Annotated in this window: 17 protein-coding genes; 8 read left to right on the top strand and 9 right to left on the bottom strand. The window is 38.1% G+C overall.

From position 1 onward, the window contains the following. Window positions 1-231: 231 nt before the first annotated feature. Both ahpC and ahpF read left to right on the top strand, forming a co-directional pair. Entirely contained in the window at window positions 232-795 is a 564-nt protein-coding gene (ahpC, locus tag FS608_RS11900; protein ID WP_144550199.1) for an alkyl hydroperoxide reductase subunit C, read from the top strand. 14 nt (window positions 796-809) lie between these two features. Continuing rightward, window positions 810-2,339, top strand: a complete 1,530-nt coding sequence (ahpF, locus tag FS608_RS11895; RefSeq protein ID WP_144550197.1) for an alkyl hydroperoxide reductase subunit F — start codon at window positions 810-812, stop codon at window positions 2,337-2,339. A 61-nt stretch (window positions 2,340-2,400) separates the two neighbouring features. Here the strand turns inward: ahpF and FS608_RS11890 are convergent, their stop codons facing one another. The 4 genes from FS608_RS11890 to FS608_RS11875 form a co-directional block, all read right to left on the bottom strand. Continuing rightward, window positions 2,401-3,180, bottom strand: a complete 780-nt coding sequence (locus FS608_RS11890; protein WP_144550195.1) for a YhfC family intramembrane metalloprotease — start codon at window positions 3,178-3,180, stop codon at window positions 2,401-2,403. A 415-nt stretch (window positions 3,181-3,595) separates the two neighbouring features. Further along, window positions 3,596-3,751 (bottom strand): hypothetical protein, encoded by a 156-nt coding sequence (locus FS608_RS30205; RefSeq protein WP_222127338.1) that lies wholly within the window; start codon window positions 3,749-3,751, stop codon window positions 3,596-3,598. Window positions 3,752-3,813: 62 nt separating this feature from the next. Continuing rightward, the gene (locus tag FS608_RS11880) at window positions 3,814-4,989 is read right to left on the bottom strand and encodes a NupC/NupG family nucleoside CNT transporter (RefSeq protein ID WP_144550193.1); all 1,176 of its coding nucleotides are present in this window, start codon (window positions 4,987-4,989) and stop codon (window positions 3,814-3,816) included. Between the two features lies 1 nt (window position 4,990). Continuing rightward, a complete protein-coding gene (locus tag FS608_RS11875; protein ID WP_144550191.1) occupies window positions 4,991-5,638 on the bottom strand; it encodes an AmiS/UreI family transporter in 648 nt (215 codons plus the stop codon). 277 nt (window positions 5,639-5,915) lie between these two features. On the opposite strand from FS608_RS11875, the gene FS608_RS31240 reads away from it, so the two are divergent. Genes FS608_RS31240 through FS608_RS11860 form a run of 3 tightly spaced genes read left to right on the top strand, consistent with a single transcriptional unit; the run spans window position 5,916 to window position 8,501 of the window. Then, window positions 5,916-6,245 carry a hypothetical protein gene (locus FS608_RS31240; protein WP_260871655.1) on the top strand — a complete coding sequence of 110 codons (330 nt, stop codon included), beginning with the start codon at window positions 5,916-5,918 and terminating at the stop codon, window positions 6,243-6,245. A 36-nt stretch (window positions 6,246-6,281) separates the two neighbouring features. Then, window positions 6,282-6,944 (top strand): hypothetical protein, encoded by a 663-nt coding sequence (locus tag FS608_RS11865; protein WP_144550189.1) that lies wholly within the window; start codon window positions 6,282-6,284, stop codon window positions 6,942-6,944. A 33-nt stretch (window positions 6,945-6,977) separates the two neighbouring features. Continuing rightward, a complete protein-coding gene (locus FS608_RS11860; RefSeq protein WP_144550187.1) occupies window positions 6,978-8,501 on the top strand; it encodes a glycine betaine uptake BCCT transporter in 1,524 nt (507 codons plus the stop codon). A gap of 298 nt (window positions 8,502-8,799) precedes the next feature. Here the strand turns inward: FS608_RS11860 and FS608_RS11855 are convergent, their stop codons facing one another. Together FS608_RS11855 and FS608_RS11850 are read right to left on the bottom strand one after the other, a co-directional pair. Beyond that, window positions 8,800-9,891: a low temperature requirement protein A gene (locus FS608_RS11855; RefSeq protein ID WP_144550185.1), complete on the bottom strand. Its 1,092-nt coding sequence runs from the start codon at window positions 9,889-9,891 to the stop codon at window positions 8,800-8,802. Window positions 9,892-10,047: 156 nt separating this feature from the next. Next, on the bottom strand, window positions 10,048-10,350 hold the full coding sequence (locus FS608_RS11850) for a hypothetical protein (protein WP_144550183.1): 303 nt from the start codon (window positions 10,348-10,350) through the stop codon (window positions 10,048-10,050). A 167-nt stretch (window positions 10,351-10,517) separates the two neighbouring features. Between FS608_RS11850 and FS608_RS11845 the strand changes: the two genes are divergently transcribed. The 3 genes from FS608_RS11845 to FS608_RS11835 all read left to right on the top strand — a co-directional run bounded on the left by FS608_RS11845 (window position 10,518) and on the right by FS608_RS11835 (window position 13,681). Beyond that, entirely contained in the window at window positions 10,518-11,714 is a 1,197-nt protein-coding gene (locus tag FS608_RS11845) for an MFS transporter (protein WP_260871654.1), read from the top strand. Between the two features lie 261 nt (window positions 11,715-11,975). Further along, a complete protein-coding gene (locus FS608_RS11840; protein WP_144550181.1) occupies window positions 11,976-12,179 on the top strand; it encodes a DUF3311 domain-containing protein in 204 nt (67 codons plus the stop codon). Continuing rightward, window positions 12,179-13,681: a sodium:solute symporter family protein gene (locus FS608_RS11835; RefSeq protein WP_144550179.1), complete on the top strand. Its 1,503-nt coding sequence runs from the start codon at window positions 12,179-12,181 to the stop codon at window positions 13,679-13,681. Before FS608_RS11840 ends, FS608_RS11835 begins: the two co-directional genes overlap by 1 nt. Before the next feature lie 96 nt (window positions 13,682-13,777). On the opposite strand, the gene nagZ is transcribed toward FS608_RS11835, so the two are convergent. The 3 genes from nagZ to FS608_RS11820 form a co-directional block, all read right to left on the bottom strand. Continuing rightward, window positions 13,778-15,523 carry a beta-N-acetylhexosaminidase gene (nagZ, locus tag FS608_RS11830; RefSeq protein ID WP_144550177.1) on the bottom strand — a complete coding sequence of 582 codons (1,746 nt, stop codon included), beginning with the start codon at window positions 15,521-15,523 and terminating at the stop codon, window positions 13,778-13,780. A 558-nt stretch (window positions 15,524-16,081) separates the two neighbouring features. Next, on the bottom strand, window positions 16,082-16,456 hold the full coding sequence (locus tag FS608_RS11825; protein WP_144550175.1) for a RidA family protein: 375 nt from the start codon (window positions 16,454-16,456) through the stop codon (window positions 16,082-16,084). Window positions 16,457-16,665: 209 nt separating this feature from the next. Further along, window positions 16,666-17,616, bottom strand: coding sequence for a sugar phosphate isomerase/epimerase family protein (locus tag FS608_RS11820; RefSeq protein WP_144550173.1), 951 nt, complete (start codon window positions 17,614-17,616; stop codon window positions 16,666-16,668). Window positions 17,617-17,708: the final 92 nt, after the last annotated feature.

The following is a 17,708-nucleotide window of genomic DNA, read 5'->3' as shown; positions in this document are numbered from 1 at the left end:
GGTAGCCAGAATTTAACTTCTTTTTTTCCGCATTCCCTGACTAACTAACAACTCTACTAATCAATTATTGTATTAAAAATGTTAAATTCTTCAAAAATAACCAACCTAAAAAAAGTGAAACATTCCAATTGACAAAACAATAGGTTTTATATAATAATAGCTATTGAATTAGAATTAATCTAATTTAATAAATTATATAAAATAGATATCCATACTTAGGAGGAAATGATTATGTCATTAATAGGAAAAGAAGTAAAACCATTCACAGCAAAAGCGTACCACAACGGAGATTTCATCACTGTAAGCGAAGAAAACTTTAAAGGTAAATGGAGTGTCGTTTGCTTTTACCCAGCAGATTTTACATTCGTCTGCCCTACCGAACTAGAAGACTTACAAAATGAATATGCAACGTTGAAAGATCTAGGTGTAGAAGTATATTCCGTTTCAACAGATACGCATTTTACACATAAAGCTTGGCACGATAACTCAGAAACGATTGGCAAAATCGAATATATTATGATTGGCGATCCATCACAAAAGATTTCTCGCAACTTTGATGTCCTAGACGAAGAAGAAGGTCTAGCACAACGCGGTACTTTCATCATCGATCCTGAAGGTGTAGTACAAGCTGTTGAAATTAATGCAGACGGAATCGGCCGTGATGCAAGCACTCTTGTTAATAAAATTAAGGCAGCACAGTATGTTCGCAGCAATCCAGGTGAAGTTTGCCCGGCTAAATGGCAAGAAGGTGCAGCAACACTGAAGCCAAGCCTTGACCTTGTAGGAAAAATTTAAGGAGTACGATGTTCATGTTACTAGATGCAGATATTAAAGCACAGTTATCCCAATATCTTAATATGATGGAGGGTGACATCCTCATTAAAGTTAGCGCTGGATCCGATGAAGTATCTCGGGACATGTTGCTTTTAGTAGAAGAATTGGCTGCGATGTCCTCTCACATTAAGGTTGAAAAAACAGAACTAGAGAGAACACCTAGCTTTAGTGTAAATCGTATCGGCGAAGATACAGGCATAACTTTTGCTGGTATTCCTCTAGGACACGAATTTACTTCGTTAGTGTTGGCTCTATTGCAAGTAAGCGGTAGAGCTCCAAAGATTGATCAAAAAGTCATTGATCAAATCCAAGCAATTAAAGGTGACTATCACTTTGAATCTTATATCAGTTTAACTTGCCACAATTGCCCTGACGTGGTTCAAGCATTGAACATTATGAGCATTTTAAATCCAGGTATTTCTCACTCCATGATTGACGGCGCGGCCTACAAAGAAGAAGTGGAAAGCAAAAACATCATGGCGGTACCAACTGTTTTCCTTAATGGGGAATCGTTCGGCAGCGGCCGTATGACACTTGAAGAAATCCTTGCCAAGATGGGCAGCGGAACAGATGCATCAGAGCTTTCTGATAAGGAACCATTTGATGTACTTGTGATCGGGGGCGGCCCTGCTGGTGCCAGTGCGGCCATTTATGCAGCACGTAAAGGCATCCGCACAGGTATTGTGGCGGAACGATTTGGCGGCCAGGTTATGGACACCATGGGTATTGAGAACTTTATCGGTACGAAATATACAGAAGGTCCTAAACTAGCAGCAAGTCTTGAAGAACATGTCAAAGAGTACAATGTTGATGTGATGAATTTACAGCGTGCAAAGCGTTTAGAGAAGAAGGATTTCATTGCTGTCGAACTCGAAAACGGAGCTATTTTAAGGAGTAAAACAGTCATTCTATCAACCGGTGCCCGCTGGCGTAATATTGGTGTTCCTGGTGAAACCGAGTTCAAGAACAAAGGTGTCGCCTACTGTCCACATTGTGATGGTCCATTGTTTGCAGGAAAAGACGTCGCTGTTATTGGCGGCGGCAATTCTGGTATTGAAGCAGCCATTGACCTCGCAGGCATTGTCAATCATGTAACTGTTCTTGAGTTTGCGCCAGAGCTGAAAGCTGATTCTGTCCTGCAAGACCGTCTTTACAGCCTGCCTAATGTAACGGTTATTAAGAATGCTCAAACAAAAGAAATTACCGGTACTGACAAGGTAAACGGAATTTCTTATATTGACCGTGAAACAGGAGAAGAGCATCATGTTGAACTGCAAGGTGTGTTTGTACAGATTGGTCTTGTACCGAATACAGATTGGCTAGGCGAAACCGTTGAACGGACTCGCTTTGGTGAGATCATCGTTGATAAGCATGGAGCAACCACCATTCCCGGTGTGTTTGCAGCCGGCGATTGTACGGATAGTGCCTATAAACAAATCATCATTTCGATGGGATCAGGTGCTACTGCAGCTTTAGGTGCATTCGATTACCTTATCCGTAATTAATTTTTTAAACGAAGGGAATTGGCTGAGTCCAATTCCCTTTCCTTTTGAAAAATCTATCAAACTATCTTGTCGTATTAGGCAGTATATTCCTTGCTTTTTTAATAAAGATAAATGATAATAGCCCGATAATTGCCAAATATAACTCAATGACCCATAGGTTTTTAAAATGTCCTGTTTGGAAGAATACAAGTGGGAAGTCAATTGCTGCATGAATGAGAATCGCATAGATCACATAGGAAAATTTCTTTTTGACGACTGCTATTAATACCAATAAACTAAAAGCAATTTGCAGGAATACAGCAAAAAATCGCTCCAAACTGCCTAATAAATAAAAGGAAACTCCTTGATTTACTATCGTTTCTTTCATCCCTGCCAACTGATCAGCTGGAATACTTCCCCCTAAGGATGACTCAAATGTTCCCGAATTAATCATAAAAGCGAAGATCATGTTTTGCACAACCGTCAACAGCACCAACAATACCGCTTCAGTACCGCCCCAGCCGATCCCAAACGAGATTCCTCCTTTGTAATCATGGAATTTTTTCAGGAGCCAAATAAATAATAGAAACCGTCCCAGCTCCTCAAATAAACCTGCTGCCATGCCGCCGTATAATCCAAATAACCATGGATGGTCCGCATAATTTGGAAAGTTTGTGATGACAACTACATGCAATACTTTTTCTAAAATCTGTGTTACGACAACAAACCCAATAGCACCAATGATCAACGGCTTTACAGCAATCCCCGTTTTCTTTCTATAAACCAACATTAATCCGACAAATAAACTAATTGAAACCACAATAGGGACAAACATCGAAATAATCGTTGCCGTACTTACCATTTAAATCTCCCCTTTTTTTATATCCGTTAACTTAATTATTATCATTCTTAATAATGATAATAATTTGGATGTAATTTACTGTCAATACTTTTTGAAAAATTCTCCTTTGTAGGACCAAGAATCATGCATTTCCTCTTACCTATCTCAGGGAAAGGTGACTCAAACTGGACATATGCCTGGATACCAGTAGTAGGACCGCTTTTGGGCGGTTGCCTGGGTGGAGTTTTTTTCAATAGTGTTTTCCATGGGAAAATGATCTCTCAATTGTTGATAACATTAGGAGTAACCATTCTAGTATTGGTTTTATCCTACTTTTCCGAAGTGAAAAAACAAAATCAAAAGCTTTTAAAGGCAAAGGCTGCTTAGGTTACCTGATAATGACCAAAACTCCTGAAGATAGAAGTAGAAATGGTCATCATGCAGCCCATGATGACCATAACCCTGCAATATGGTAGAAGATATAGTCATCATCAAGCCCATGATGACCATAACTCTGCAATATGGTAGAAGATATAGTCATCATCAAGCCAATGATGACCAATCTCCAGCAAGATTGAAGAAGAAATGGCATCAACATGCACATAATGACAAAAACCCCGCAAAATGATGCGGGGTTTGACAGTATACGTTAGATTATAAGAACAATCCTACAATAGTTCCAGTTAAGACCGATCCCATTGTTGCTACTAATAAAACCTTTAAACCAACCTTAGCTAACTCACTTGCCTTTTCATTGTTGATAGCCTGTACGGTTCCTAAGATAATTCCAATTGAAGAGAAGTTAGCAAACGATACCAAAAATGCTGATACGATACCTACCGTCTTATGAGACATATTAGGGATCATTTTCATAAAGTCTAACATAGCGACGAACTCGTTAGCCGCTACCTTCGTACCCATGACTGAGCCAGCTCTAACAATCTCATTTGAAGGAATACCCATAATCCAAGCGATTGGCGCGAATACATAACCAAGTACGCCAGTGAAAGAGATACCGAAGATTGAAGTAAAAATCCAGTTAACAGCCGCGATCAATCCTACATAAGTAATCAGCATTGCGCCTACGATTAAGGCGGTCTTTCCGCCAAGCAATGTCCAGTTGCCGATTGCTTCAAAAAGAGATTTCTCAGGAATCATTCCCTTAATATCGATTTCTTCATCTTCCTCTTTCCTTACAGGACAGACAATTGTTGATAGGATAAGTCCAGAGAATACGTTAATTGGTAACGCAACCAATACATACTCTGCAGGAATCATTTGCATGTAAGCACCTAGGATTGAACAACTTACCGCAACAAGCGAAGAAGTAACAACAACAAACAAGCGGTTTCCAGAAAGACTAGGTATGAATGACTTAACAGAAAGGATTGCGGACGTATCACCAAATACCATAGAATTTACCGCAACAAATGATTCAACCTTTGGAAGACCTGTTATTTTACTTACTGCACCACCAATGTATTTAATAGCCAATGGCAATATTCTTGAATAAGTTAAAATACCTAGTAAAGCGGTTACGAATACAATCATCATTAGAACATTGACAAAGAATAAATTCTTTCCTGCAAGATCACCGAATACGAATGAGATTCCGTCATTCCCGAAAGAAAGAACTTTGTTAAAGCCATCTACCACCTTGTGCAGAACCTTCTGACCGATTGTAGTATTGAGCATAAACCAAGCTATTAACAACTGAACGGCTGCCATAATACCAACGGCACGATAGTTGACGTTTTTCTTATCGTTTGACATTAACCATGAAATACCTATTAGGACAAGGATTCCAACAATTCCAATTATAATGGACATATTATTTTACCTCCAAAGCATTGATTACTTGAATTGCTTGACTGTTTTTCTCTTTTTTATTGGAAAGCTTCAATCTGAAAAAACTTATAATAAAATAGACGATAGCTAGAATTAATACATAGGTCCAGACTTGTTCAACAATTGGTGTATTCCAAACTCCTAAAAAATAAAGGAGCGCCGGTATGGTCAGCGTTACCCATGACTGAACAAATGCAACCAATCCAATATAATGGTCAATTTTCTTATTAAGCGCACTTGATAAAAAGAATAGGAACCATAAGAATGCCCACATGGCCCATGTTAGTGCATTGACAACATTTTGAAAGTGAATAATCGATGTTAAGGTATATACCACCCCAATAATAGCAACCCATAAACTAAACCAACCAAGTCCGCTTCCTTCAAGCCCCTTCCATGAGGTGAATCCAACATATAAATAAGTTAACCCAAATAAGAAAATAGATGCATAATTATAAAGCTCCCAATGGTCTTGGCCCGAAACGATGATTAAATAAAATGGGATAATTATTTGAAGGCTTCCTACGAAAATATTAAAGATACCAACACTCTTGGCGTCTGCTTTTCCTAATAGCATAAAACTGTTTAGAAATAAAACCGCACCTGAAAGAAATAAACCAACATTACTCATATTAATTGCTGTGAAAAGTATTTTTCACAACATTCCCCTCCTTAACCTATTCACGGCATTATCTTCTCTAGTTTCTAACACGACTAATTCTTCGTGAGCGCTTTCACTAACCTAAAATTACTTTACTAATATAACATATATCATGAACAAATGTTAAATAACAATTGAACAAAATTTAAATTTAATATTTTCCAAATATCTAAAAAAAACCCAATAATATATATTTCATATTATTTTTGCAGAATTATTTTTAAAAATTGAAATTTTGTTAAAATCGGTGTGGAAAAATGTAAAAATTTTACGTCGGTTCACTACTCATTTCAAAGGGGCAAAACATTTAAGCTTGACCGAATTACCGCTGTTTTCTCCTATACTTGCAAATATGCTCCAAGGCGGAAAAGCCGACATTGATCCATATTACGCTATTGAAACTGAAAATAAATTAATTCTGAAATTTTTTGATTATGAATTAAAGGGCATTGGCGAGTTCACTCCTAAAGAGACATATCGTGATTTATATCTAACTAAAAACTTTAACTTCATGTTTTTCCAGAAAAAAGACATCCTAAAGATGACAGCGGTGCATCCAATTTTCAAGTTGATATGAATACTACTCCACCTATGATTGAAGGGAGAATTAGTAATGAAGCTGTATCAAGTCAGAAAAGGACAATTTGTTTACTATAACAATGAGTTACACAAGGTGTATGGAGTTAAACCAATGTATAAACTCTCCGTTCATCTGATCAAGCTAAGGGATTCAACACAGAATATTACCAATGCAGCGAGTGTGGAAAAATACATTCCAAGGGAAAATGACAGCTTTATTTATAATCATAAGGTATATACGCTTAGGAATAATCAAAAACCAGTAGCGGGAGATTTGATTTTCATTAACAATCCGGCACCCGATACCCTGGACCACTATTCCTTAAATGAAATTGAAGTGGTTGAAACAGTTGATAAAAAAGGGGTCATTACAAGCGATTTAGATGGTATCAAGCATACCGAATATTTATTGATGGTACCTGGCCGTGCTCCTGACAGTCATCCTATCGATTATAAAGACATGGTAAATATTGAAGAAAACGATGATGATGCTGGGCAAATTGTCCATCCATACGGAGAGTTATCTACGCAGCTTGGAGACATTTATAAAAAGAAGGATAGTGATGTGTTAATCGAAGCTATGGTGGTTGCCATTAAAGGACAAACTATTTTTCTTGGAGGCGGTCTAGAGGTGCCGCATGAAGAGTTGATGGATGCGAGTAAGTGGGAATTTCAATACAATCCATTTAATAACTAACATTAGTATTTTTCCAGTACCCAGGAGGTTTCCATGGATAAAATTAAAGAAAATAGTGTATTCATTATCTCTCTATTACTGACCCTCATATTTATTGTCTGGGGTGTTTTTTTTACAGAGAATCTTACCAAAGTCACCAATGCCGTTTATAATGGTTCCATTGATTATCTCGGTTGGGTTTACCTCGGTACTACTCTATTCTTCGTCTTTTTTTCGATATACTTATTGTTCTCAAAATATGGAAATATCCGACTCGGCAGGAAAACTGACACACCTGATTTCTCCACTGCTTCTTGGCTGGCCATGCTGTTTGGTGCAGGTATGGGTGTTGGGATTGTGTATTGGAGCGTCGCCGAACCAGTAACCCATTATACAGCCCCACCGTACGGAAAAGCTTATACCATTGATGCAGCTAACACCGCAATGAAATATACATTTTTCCATTGGGGCCTGCACCCATGGGCAATCTACACTGTAATAGGGTTAGCCCTTGCTTTTTTTCAATATAACAAACGGCTTCCTGCAGCGATCAGTTCCGCGTTCCATCCCATTTTGGGCGACAGGATTTACGGACCGATTGGCAAAACGATTGATATTCTGTCCATTTTCGCAACAGTCTTCGGTATTGCCACCTCTTTGGGGCTTGGGGCCATGCAGGTTACTGCAGGTATGCATGACATATTCGGCATTCCTAATACGTTATTTATCCAGTTGATTGTCATTGTGGTCGCAACAGTCCTTTTTATTATTTCCCTTAATACAGGCTTGGAAAGAGGAATAAAGTACTTATCCAACGCAGCAATCATCTTTTCAGTGGCAATCCTTGTACTGATTATGATTGTCGGTCCGGCGTTAACCGTTATTAAAGTGTTTTTCAATACAACAGGATTGTATCTAAGTGACTTTTTACACATGAGTTTACGAATAAGCCCTTTTGGAAAGGGAGAGAAATGGATTGCTTCCTGGACTTTGTTTTACTGGGCTTGGTGGATTGCATGGGCGCCATTCGTCGGCATGTTCATTGCCCGGGTTTCAAGAGGGAGAACAATTAAGGAGTTTGTGGTTGGTGTATTGATTGTTCCCACACTTGGAACCTGTCTTTGGATGTCTGTGTTTGGGGGTTCAGCACTTGACCTTGTTCAAAATCCCGGAAACCGCGATTTGGCAAAACATATCGCCGACAATATAAACTTGTCTATATTTATATTCTTCGACCACCTTCCATTAAGCACCCTGTTAAGCATTTTAGGTTTTGCCGTGATTGCTATTTATTATATTACTGTTGCCGATACCGCGACCTTTGTATTGGGGATGCTTAGTGAAGGAGGAACGCTTAATCCTTCTAACAAAATAAAAATGACATGGGGTGTCATCCAATCTGCCTTATCGGCTGTTTTGCTGATCGCCGGTGGTTTGGAGGTATTGCAGACCGCTTCCATCGCCGCCGCACTCCCATTTGCCATTATCATGCTCGCGATGTGCTACTCATTGCTAACAGGCTTAAAAAATGAAGTTGAATTACAAAGAGGCAATAAGCGAAACACGCAACATTATTAATCCATAGTAAAAAACCTTCCTAATTGTGTTATTGATCAGGGAGGTTTTTGTGTAAGTAACATAAGCGGAGATTTTCCGGTTAAATGCAGAATGGAGCTCGTTTCGGGGTAAATAAGGGAAGTTTTTCCGACTATGCAGTGCAAAATCCCCCTTTTTCAAGTTTTTCGAGTAAATAGACGGAATTTCTCCGTCTATTTTATGCTATTTTTAATCATAATTACTAATTAAGCGGAATTTTTCCGTTTATTTATCTGATCGGGTGCTTAACATAATTCCCCAACCAATGGAATTAATTAATTTAAGTGGTTGTTAATTTGGCATAGATAATAAAGAACAGGGTTAATTCCCCTATTACCACAATATACGGCACTACTACTATTAAATTAATAATAAAAAAGACTACTAAAATCCCCAAAAATAACCCTAAATGATAAATTTTCAATCTGTGGTGTTTATGTCTATATTGGTGGAAAACAAAAGTAGTTGACAAGAAATAGAGCAAAACAGAGCAAAAAACGAAATACAGAATAAATGAATAATGGACTTCTTGTAAAAACAATAGTCTGATCGACGCTGCTATCATGCTCAAAGACATTAAAATAAACAGGTGACCGTAAATAATGGTTTGGCCGATCGTTTGTATCGATTTGTCAACTTTCTTCTCCACATTATCGAAATACTGCCACCACATCGCAATTAATAGGAAAAATGATATAGCCGAAAAGCCTATTGAATTCCAATTTCCTTGTTTAGGTTGAATTACCGCAAGGGTGCTGACAAGTGCTTCACCAAAGAGAATAATGGTAAAAAGACCAAATCGCTCTAATAAGTGCGCCGTATTTGTGGGTACCTTTACTAAATACTTCCGTCCAGATATTGGAACCATAATATCGATAATGATACCCGCATATAACACAGCATAACGAAGCCAAGAATCAAAAAAGAGGGAAATAAGCGATATAATGATTCCAATCCAAAAATACCTTCCCAAATATCGGGCTGCTATTTTTCGGAATCCCTCTTCTATACGCTCGACAATAAGATATTGGGTCGCTGTCACTGCTCTTAAGCCAATATATCCAATTAAAAAAGAAAGATAATATTGATCAAAATCGACTGATAAGCTTGATGTCATAATTAGGACAAAGAACATCTGTACGATCAAAAATAATCGCTGATGAAATAAATCTTGTCCAAACCGGTTTACAAACAATGTTTGCCCTACCCACGCCCACCAGATAGGAATAAAAATTAACACAAACTTAAATAAAAACTCTGTATGGATATATCCATCTTCAACATGAAGTAAAACATGGGTTGCAGCCGCAACAGCAGCCACAAATAACAAATCATAAAAAAGCTCTAACCAGGTAACTTTCTTTTCTTCCATTCTGTACTCCTTCCTATCCCATAGATTTAAATTTCTCAAATATACCTATGTTCTTCATATCTTATTGGCATTGTAACCAATAAAGACGACCATATTTATTAATTCAATGATATTTAATTATCTCTAGCAGCTAAGTATGACAGCCTAGAATTAAATTCAGCGTATCCCCACAAATCGTTTATGCTCCTTAATAACAAGCGCAATAAATTTTTCCCTCTCCCATTCACTACTTTTAAGAATCTTAACATTTTCAGGCTTTTTCAAAAAACGTTTTACTTTATTGTTGTGCCAAATGATGTAATTATATCGAACATCTTTATCCAAATCGGCAAACCATTCTTCTTCCTTTAATTCATCGATATGTTTTTCTAATTTTGACTTTTGAGTAGGGATTAGTGCCTCTATTAGACCGCCAATCAAATCACCAATTACATCAACTATAAAATCAACTATAAACATTTCTACTACTCCTGTCATGAAGAAGAATTCGTTTTGCAATTAAATGTAGTATGGTAATGGTTGAAAGTAAATATTTTGAAGGACCAATCCCTATATTTGGGAAGGTTTTTCTTTCCTTTTGTAGAATCAATTAAACTCCGGGTGTTATTAAAAGGGGGAATTATAGATTGATCACAACGACTGATGACAGCGCGAGGACGGATCATGCCGCCATGTCTAAAAAGTTAATTTTATTAATGTCGCTCGCCTGCGGGATGGCGGTGGCAAATCTTTATTATAATCAACCGCTCCTTGCCGATATGGGGCGAACCTTTCATGCGACTGCCCACCAAGTCTCAAACATCGCCATGTTTACACAAATTGGCTATGCTGTCGGGATGTTTTTATTTGTCCCAATGGGAGATATGAAGGAACGCCGGCAGTTGATTGCCAGTTTATTGATTGCCGTAACGATTTCCCTTATAGGGATTGCCACTGCACAAAATCTTCTCTGGATAAACCTTGCGAGTTTGGCAGTGGGAGTGACCACGGTAGCACCACAAATCATCCTTCCCCTCGCAGCACAATTGGCCGCCCCCATGGAAAGAGGAAAAGTGATAGGCAATATCATGGGTGGGTTATTCATCGGGATTCTATTAGCGAGAACCGTCTCAGGACTGATCGGTGGAAGCCTTGGCTGGCGCACCATGTACTGGATCGCTGCGGCAATGATGTTGGCTTTAGCAATCATATTGCGGACATTTCTTCCAAAAAGCTATCCAGAATCACGTTTATCCTATCCCGGGCTTTATAAATCCATTGGGCATTTAATTGTGAACCAGCCGATTTTAAGAGAAGCCTCATTAATCGGTGCAATGCTGTTCGGCAGTTTTAGCGTATTTTGGACGTCCCTCTCGTTTTTTCTCGAAGGAGAACCCTATCATTATGGAAGTGAGGTAGCCGGATTATTTGGCTTAGTGGGAATCGTCGGCGTAGCAGGTGCACCCGTCGTCGGCCGTTTGGCAGACCGATTCAATGCCAAAACAATGGTGGGCCTGTTAACTGGGATTAGCCTATTATCCTATCTATTCTTCGGTTTTTTGGGAACCTCCTTATGGGCAATATTTGTCGGAGTGGTTCTGTTAGATTTAGGTGTCCAGGGTGCCCAAGTCTCCAATCAAACCAGAATCTACAGTTTAATCCCAGAGGCACGGAGTCGTTTAAATACCGTGTACATGGTCAGTTATTTTCTAGGCGGTTCACTTGGTTCAACCCTTAGCGGCTATGCATGGAGCTGGTGGAAATGGCAAGGCGTTTGTTTAACTGGGGGCTTAATGATTGTCATCGCACTAATCATCTGGGCCGTTCATCGCACAAAAACCTAAATCGGAAAAGCTTAATGGAAATGTCGTTAACCTGACAACATTTCCATTAAGCCTTTTCTTTTAATGGTTATTTCAAAAAAATCTAGTAGGAAGGATAATAGTTTGTTAATTTGAATTTTAAAAATTATTAAACAATTCCCTTGTAATCTCCTACCAAATTTGTTACTATTACGAACATAAAAAATTATTCAACAATACTATCGGCATGACAATATTACTATTTTAATATTGCTCAATTATGATCAAACAGGAGGTTCTTACATGGGCAAAAAATTCATGAAATCATTACTAATCATACTCCCATTACTTTCGCAATTAGTGGTACTACCTTTCGTCAATCGAATCGACCCTATTATTTTAGGACTACCTTTTCTTCAATTTTGGCTGTTTTTATGGATCATCCTAACACCGTTATGCACACTAGGGATTTATCAACTAGATAAATCGGAAGGGAGTCTTGACTAATGCAACAGGGAAATTTAACAGCTTTGTTAATCACAGCATTCATTGTCTTAACCGTTGTTTTAATTGGATTTATAGCAGGACGAAATAAATCGTCGCGAAGTTCAGTAGAGGAATGGTCGGTTGGCGGCAGACGCTTTGGGGGACTGCTAGTTTGGTTTTTAGTAGGAGCAGATTTATATACGGCCTATACCTTTTTAGGACTAACAAGTACAGCTTATGCAGGTGGAAGTCTTGCCTTCTTTGCAATTCCTTATTGTATCATCGCTTATTTTGTTTCCTATTTTTATCTTCCTAAACTATGGAAGGTAGCGAATAAATTCAAGCTGACCACACTAGCAGATTATGCGAGAGAACGTTTTGGCAGTAAACTTCTATCTTCAATAATTGCTATTGTCGGTGTACTAATGTTGATCCCATATATTGATTTGCAGTTAGCTGGCATTCAAGATACGCTTCAAGTAGCTGGAACAGGCTATATCAATGTCAAGGTAGTCGTGATTACGTCCTTCCTGCTTGTCGCTCTGTTTACGTTCTTTAGTGGAATTAAAGGCCCTACCTATACAGCTATAATTAAAGATGTTCTCGTCTGGGCAATTATGTTATTCCTGGTCGTTTCTCTGCCAATTATCCATTTTGGCGGCTGGAGTCCGATGATTGATACCTTCGTCAAGGAATCACCACAACTATTGACGATTCCAACATCCGGCCCGAAAGGCATTCCATGGTTCATGACCGCATCACTTGTTTCAGCCTTGGCATTATTTATGTGGGCCCACGGGGCAACAGGTGTATTCACAGCAAAAAGTGCCGATGCGGTTCGAAAAAATGCCATGTTCCTGCCATTGTATAACGTGGTATTAATCCTAGTTATTTTCCTTGGCTTCGTCGCTTTCCATGTGTTACCAGAAGGAAGCAATCCACGGTTTGCCTTTTTAAATCTGATTCAAGTTTCATACGGTGGTATCGGACAAGGGTTAGCTTATTCGACGATTGCCTTAGCATCGTTAATTCCATGCTCAATTATGGCCATCGGTGCGTCCAACTTATTTGCCAACAATATCTATCGTGATTTAATCAACCCGAACGTAAAAGGCGCCAAATTAACACTCATCACACGGTCAATGGTCTTCGTTGTCATTGGTCTTGCCTTATTATTTGGCTTACTATTCCCTACCGCACTCGTATCCTTGCAGCTTTTAGGTGTGTCAGGTATGGTTCAAATTTTCCCAGCCATTGTTGTTAGTTTATTCTGGAAAAATCAAACGAAACAAGCTACAACGATTGGATTGCTCGTCGGATTGGCAACAACCTTTACCGTGTACGCAACAAACAGCGCACATGGAATTTACGAAGGATTTTGGGGATTAACAGCAAACTTATTAACGATTGTTATTTTGAATCCTTTTTTTGTGGCAAAAGCGAAGCATCAAACCAATTCGATTAAAGAGTATCTGTTTAATCCGGCAAAATCTATACACTCAAAACTAAAAAAAGGCGCATAAATAATTGCTCCTTAAATTAAACACTTTTAATGTAGTTACACCGTTTGGACCTATAGTCCAAACGGTGTTTTTTTCCTGGTTGAAAAATATTAAGAATTATCTTGAATACTCATCCAGGAGTTTTTTTATTGATTGGTTTACTTCCTCTATATTCACATTTTTCACTTTCGTATTATTTATTTCATATTTCTTTTTTAACTTCAAAATTCTACTTACACTTTCATTTATTCTTTGTTCAGTAATTTCCCCTTTTTGGACAGCAATTTTTAAAGAAGAAATGGCTTCCACTATATCGTTATAACCATGTCCAACTAGAATAATATCGCTGCCAGCCTTGACCGATTCAACTGCAGCCCTGCCAATCGTATAATGGTCGATAATCGCCTTCATTGTCATGTCATCCGTTATGACAACACCGCTATAGTCCAACTGTTGCCTCAAGATCCCTGTTATTATATTTTTGGACATAGAAGATGGAAAAACAGCATCCAGTTTGGGCAGTAAGATATGGGCAACCATAACTACATCAGCACCGCTATTGATTGCCTGCTCAAACGGGATTAATTCGAGCTCTTTTAGTTGCTGAAGGCTTTTATTCACAATTGGCAGCTCCAGATGGGAGTCAACAGACGTATCTCCATGACCTGGAAAATGCTTAATGGTTGGGATAATGTTTTGCGACTGTATACCTTTAAAGGTTTGAATACCAAGCTTACTAACAATTTCAGAATTATTCCCGTATGATCGATCCCCAATAACCGGGTTTTTAGGATTGCTGTTGATGTCCAGCACAGGAGCAAAATCAAGATTGAAACCAAATTCTTTTAACTCCTTCCCTAACATCGTCCCCACCTGATAGGAAAACTGAGAATTATTAATTGCCCCAATTTCTTTATTGGTTGGAAAATTAATTAATCCACCAGGGAGCCTGGTAACACGCCCACCTTCTTGATCCACTCCTAATAGAAGCGGCACCTTCTGGTCATTTTCAGACTTCATTTGATTCAAAAGCTGCACGGCTTGTGTCGGGTCTATTAAATTATCCTTGTAAAAAATAATCCCGCCAACCTTGTATTTCGTTATTAAACTTTTTGTATTTGTATCCATGGTGGCGCCAGTTATACCTGCGAAGATCATTTGCCCAATTTTCTCATCTAAACTCATGTCAGCTATAGTCTTTTGCTGGTCAGGTGGAGTAGATTGCTCGGCTTGATTTTTTAGTTGTGTATAGACTGAAATATGATCCACTTTTGGATTCGGCTCCTGCTCAGTTGGTTTTGGTAAGATCCACTTTAACTCTGTTAAAGGGTTAACCTGATAAACAAGAATAATTTGGTCTTGTGTTTCATCTTTATAGTAGCGAATCTGGTCAGGTTCGCCGCCTGCCTTCTTGATGTCATTTTGCCGGATTTTTTGTAATTTAGGATCATATGATCTGATATCCGAGACAACTTCACCCAGATATCCAATGACGGCATGTCGTTTCTCATATTCTTCGTATCTACCACTTGCAGTTTCTGTTGTTTGGTTCGGTTCTCCCCATTTATTATGCACTTCCTGCTTCTTAGCCTTACCCGAATCGAAAGGGATACCGCCCACTTTTCCTTCCTTTGCCAAGGAAAAAAGTTCATTAATATAGTCATGCAGTTTCTGATTTTTGCTTTCACCTATTTCTGCTGGTGTATTGGGTGAAGGTTCAACGGATTGTTGAGGGTTCTCCGTTGTGGACTGTTTCCCGTCCCTGTCCTTATCAAAAACATAAATAACAACAACTAGAACAATAAGGAAAGAGAGGATTGACAAAATTAGTGGTTTCAAGATGGATTTTTTACGTTTTGACATAATAGGATACCTTTCTTTGGCGAACTTGCCATTTATTTATTGCTAGTCTTACACCATGGCTTGTTTATCCATTATACCTAAATGGAGTGTTAAAAACTTGCTGTAACATACAAATATGATTCAAACCTTTGTATATTACAGCTTTTTAATGAATCCTGAAACAATGTTTTTATGGAATAGAACGCCAGGGAATGAAGGAGATAGAATCGTGTAATTTATAGAAATATAAATAATAGGGATCTACCTGGCTTTTGGCTTTGAATGAGGGTTGCAGTTTTTTTGTAAATTAACTTTATTAAATTATTCGATTGCCTACCTATTTATGATATGGTTCACCGCATCTATTTAAGCGGCGGTTTTTAAACATTGAAAAGAGAATGCCCTTTAATTTCAGGCATCCTCTTTTTATTTAAATTTTTATGTTAATATTTCTTTCTACTGCACTTATCACTGGGCGATCGTATTCCTGGGTAAATATCAATGAACAGGACTACTGACTACCCAAGGTTTATCTGTTTGAATCATTACGAGATTGACACGTAGATACTGTACTCAATGCTATTTACATGCAATAACTTCAACTTCGCATAGTACATTCCTTGGTAAAGTTTTAACTGCAACGCAAGAACGGGCAGGATTACCTGTAAAGTATTTTGAATACACTTCATTAAATTTATTAAAGTCACTCATATCCGCCAAAAAGCATGTTGTTTTGATTACTTTAGTGAACTGTGTGCCTTGGTCTTCTAAAATTGCTGCAATATTTTTCATTACTTGCTCAGCCTGCATTTCAATCGTATCACCCGCGATTTCTCCAGTCTCAGGGTCTAATGGAATTTGGCCTGATGTAAATAATAGATTATCAAACAAGATTGCCTGAGAGTATGGCCCGATTGCTGCTGGAGCGTTTTCTGTATTAACTATTTTTAACATTTTTTATCCTCCTTCATAGTTTTTAGTTGATTTTAGCTTCCTGGATGCCTTTTCCAATTATTTCATCTACTTTATGCATACCCTCTAAAACTATTTTTTCCTATTCTCTTAATTCCTTTAATATCATTCTGTTCATATACAAAGGGGGAATATCCACTTTTACTGGATGCAGTTTTGGTGGAATATCCATTTATCTGAGAGCACACCTACTATCTACAATACTTATCCCTTAAATTTAGTACAAACTTTACACTTTTTTCAACACCAAGTTTCTGGTCTTCTATCATCTTTTCCAAGAGGGAATCGGGAGGATAATAATAATCTTTCGGTTTAATTAAATTTGGGTCATATGGTGCTTCATCAACCTTAAATGCACCTTCTCCAACTTCATATACGCCTCCAGTTCCTGCAGCCCTTTTAAAGGAAACGGCATACGGAAAGCACATTTCAATATTTATTCTAGTTAAAGTTGAGCCCTTCATTAATATTTTAAAACATTCCTCCAGGTCAATATTTCCTTCCCCGATCGGCACCCCGCATACTTTATATTCGTCCTCATCCTTTATAATGATATGATCCTTAAAATGGGTTGTATATGCATAGGGTGCTAACATTTTAACTGCTTCAACTGGATCTTCCCAGGCCATCATGCCATTTCCAACATCACAATGGGCTCCAACCCATGGGGAATTTATCTGATTTATAATGTTTATTACTTCACTTGAGGTCTCCTCCTCATGGTTTTCTACTGCCAACTTTATCCGATATTTCTCTAGTAGCGGCACAACTTTTTTAATTTCGCTAGGTGCTTTTTTTAACAATTGTGCATCATACTCACCCATACATACATATGTGCGAATTACATCAGCACCTATTCTATGTGCTGTTTCAATAACCTTGCTTAGATGTTCAGGATCTGTTCCATTTGTATCAATTTCTGCATATAAGTTATATTTATCAATTTCTTTCTTAACTCTAGCTAAGTATTCGGGATCAAATGATTCCAACACACATATTTCTTCACGTTCCGGCCAAGGAATAATATTTAGCATAACGCCATCCAAACCTAAGTCAGCTGCTTTTTTAATAAAACTAAATACATCCATTCTTCCCGTAACAAATAACAAGTGATAGCTTTCTGTTTCTAATCCTATTTTCATAAAACCCTTCACCCTTTCAATATTTATAGTATTTTGCTTGTAATGTTTTCATAATTATATCCCAGTTATATTGGAGTTACAATGATTTAATT

Source organism: Bacillus sp. X1(2014) (assembly GCF_007678255.1).
This window is presented reverse-complemented; position numbering and strand designations above follow the sequence as displayed.

Excerpts from the sequence above, each read along its gene's own strand:
- FS608_RS11850 (WP_144550183.1), bottom strand. The coding sequence starts at position 10,350 with ATGTTTATAGTTGATTTTATAGTTGATGTAATTGGTGATTTGATTGGC.
- FS608_RS11820 (WP_144550173.1), bottom strand. The coding sequence starts at position 17,616 with ATGAAAATAGGATTAGAAACAGAAAGCTATCACTTGTTATTTGTTACG.
- FS608_RS11840 (WP_144550181.1), top strand. The coding sequence starts at position 11,976 with ATGGGCAAAAAATTCATGAAATCATTACTAATCATACTCCCATTACTT.
- FS608_RS11865 (WP_144550189.1), top strand. The coding sequence starts at position 6,282 with ATGAAGCTGTATCAAGTCAGAAAAGGACAATTTGTTTACTATAACAAT.
- FS608_RS11835 (WP_144550179.1), top strand. The coding sequence starts at position 12,179 with ATGCAACAGGGAAATTTAACAGCTTTGTTAATCACAGCATTCATTGTC.
- FS608_RS11860 (WP_144550187.1), top strand. The coding sequence starts at position 6,978 with ATGGATAAAATTAAAGAAAATAGTGTATTCATTATCTCTCTATTACTG.
- nagZ (WP_144550177.1), bottom strand. The coding sequence starts at position 15,523 with ATGTCAAAACGTAAAAAATCCATCTTGAAACCACTAATTTTGTCAATC.
- FS608_RS11890 (WP_144550195.1), bottom strand. The coding sequence starts at position 3,180 with ATGGTAAGTACGGCAACGATTATTTCGATGTTTGTCCCTATTGTGGTT.
- FS608_RS30205 (WP_222127338.1), bottom strand. The coding sequence starts at position 3,751 with ATGCCATTTCTTCTTCAATCTTGCTGGAGATTGGTCATCATTGGCTTG.
- FS608_RS11855 (WP_144550185.1), bottom strand. The coding sequence starts at position 9,891 with ATGGAAGAAAAGAAAGTTACCTGGTTAGAGCTTTTTTATGATTTGTTA.
- FS608_RS11875 (WP_144550191.1), bottom strand. The coding sequence starts at position 5,638 with ATGAGTAATGTTGGTTTATTTCTTTCAGGTGCGGTTTTATTTCTAAAC.
- ahpF (WP_144550197.1), top strand. The coding sequence starts at position 810 with ATGTTACTAGATGCAGATATTAAAGCACAGTTATCCCAATATCTTAAT.
- FS608_RS11825 (WP_144550175.1), bottom strand. The coding sequence starts at position 16,456 with ATGTTAAAAATAGTTAATACAGAAAACGCTCCAGCAGCAATCGGGCCA.
- ahpC (WP_144550199.1), top strand. The coding sequence starts at position 232 with ATGTCATTAATAGGAAAAGAAGTAAAACCATTCACAGCAAAAGCGTAC.
- FS608_RS11880 (WP_144550193.1), bottom strand. The coding sequence starts at position 4,989 with ATGTCCATTATAATTGGAATTGTTGGAATCCTTGTCCTAATAGGTATT.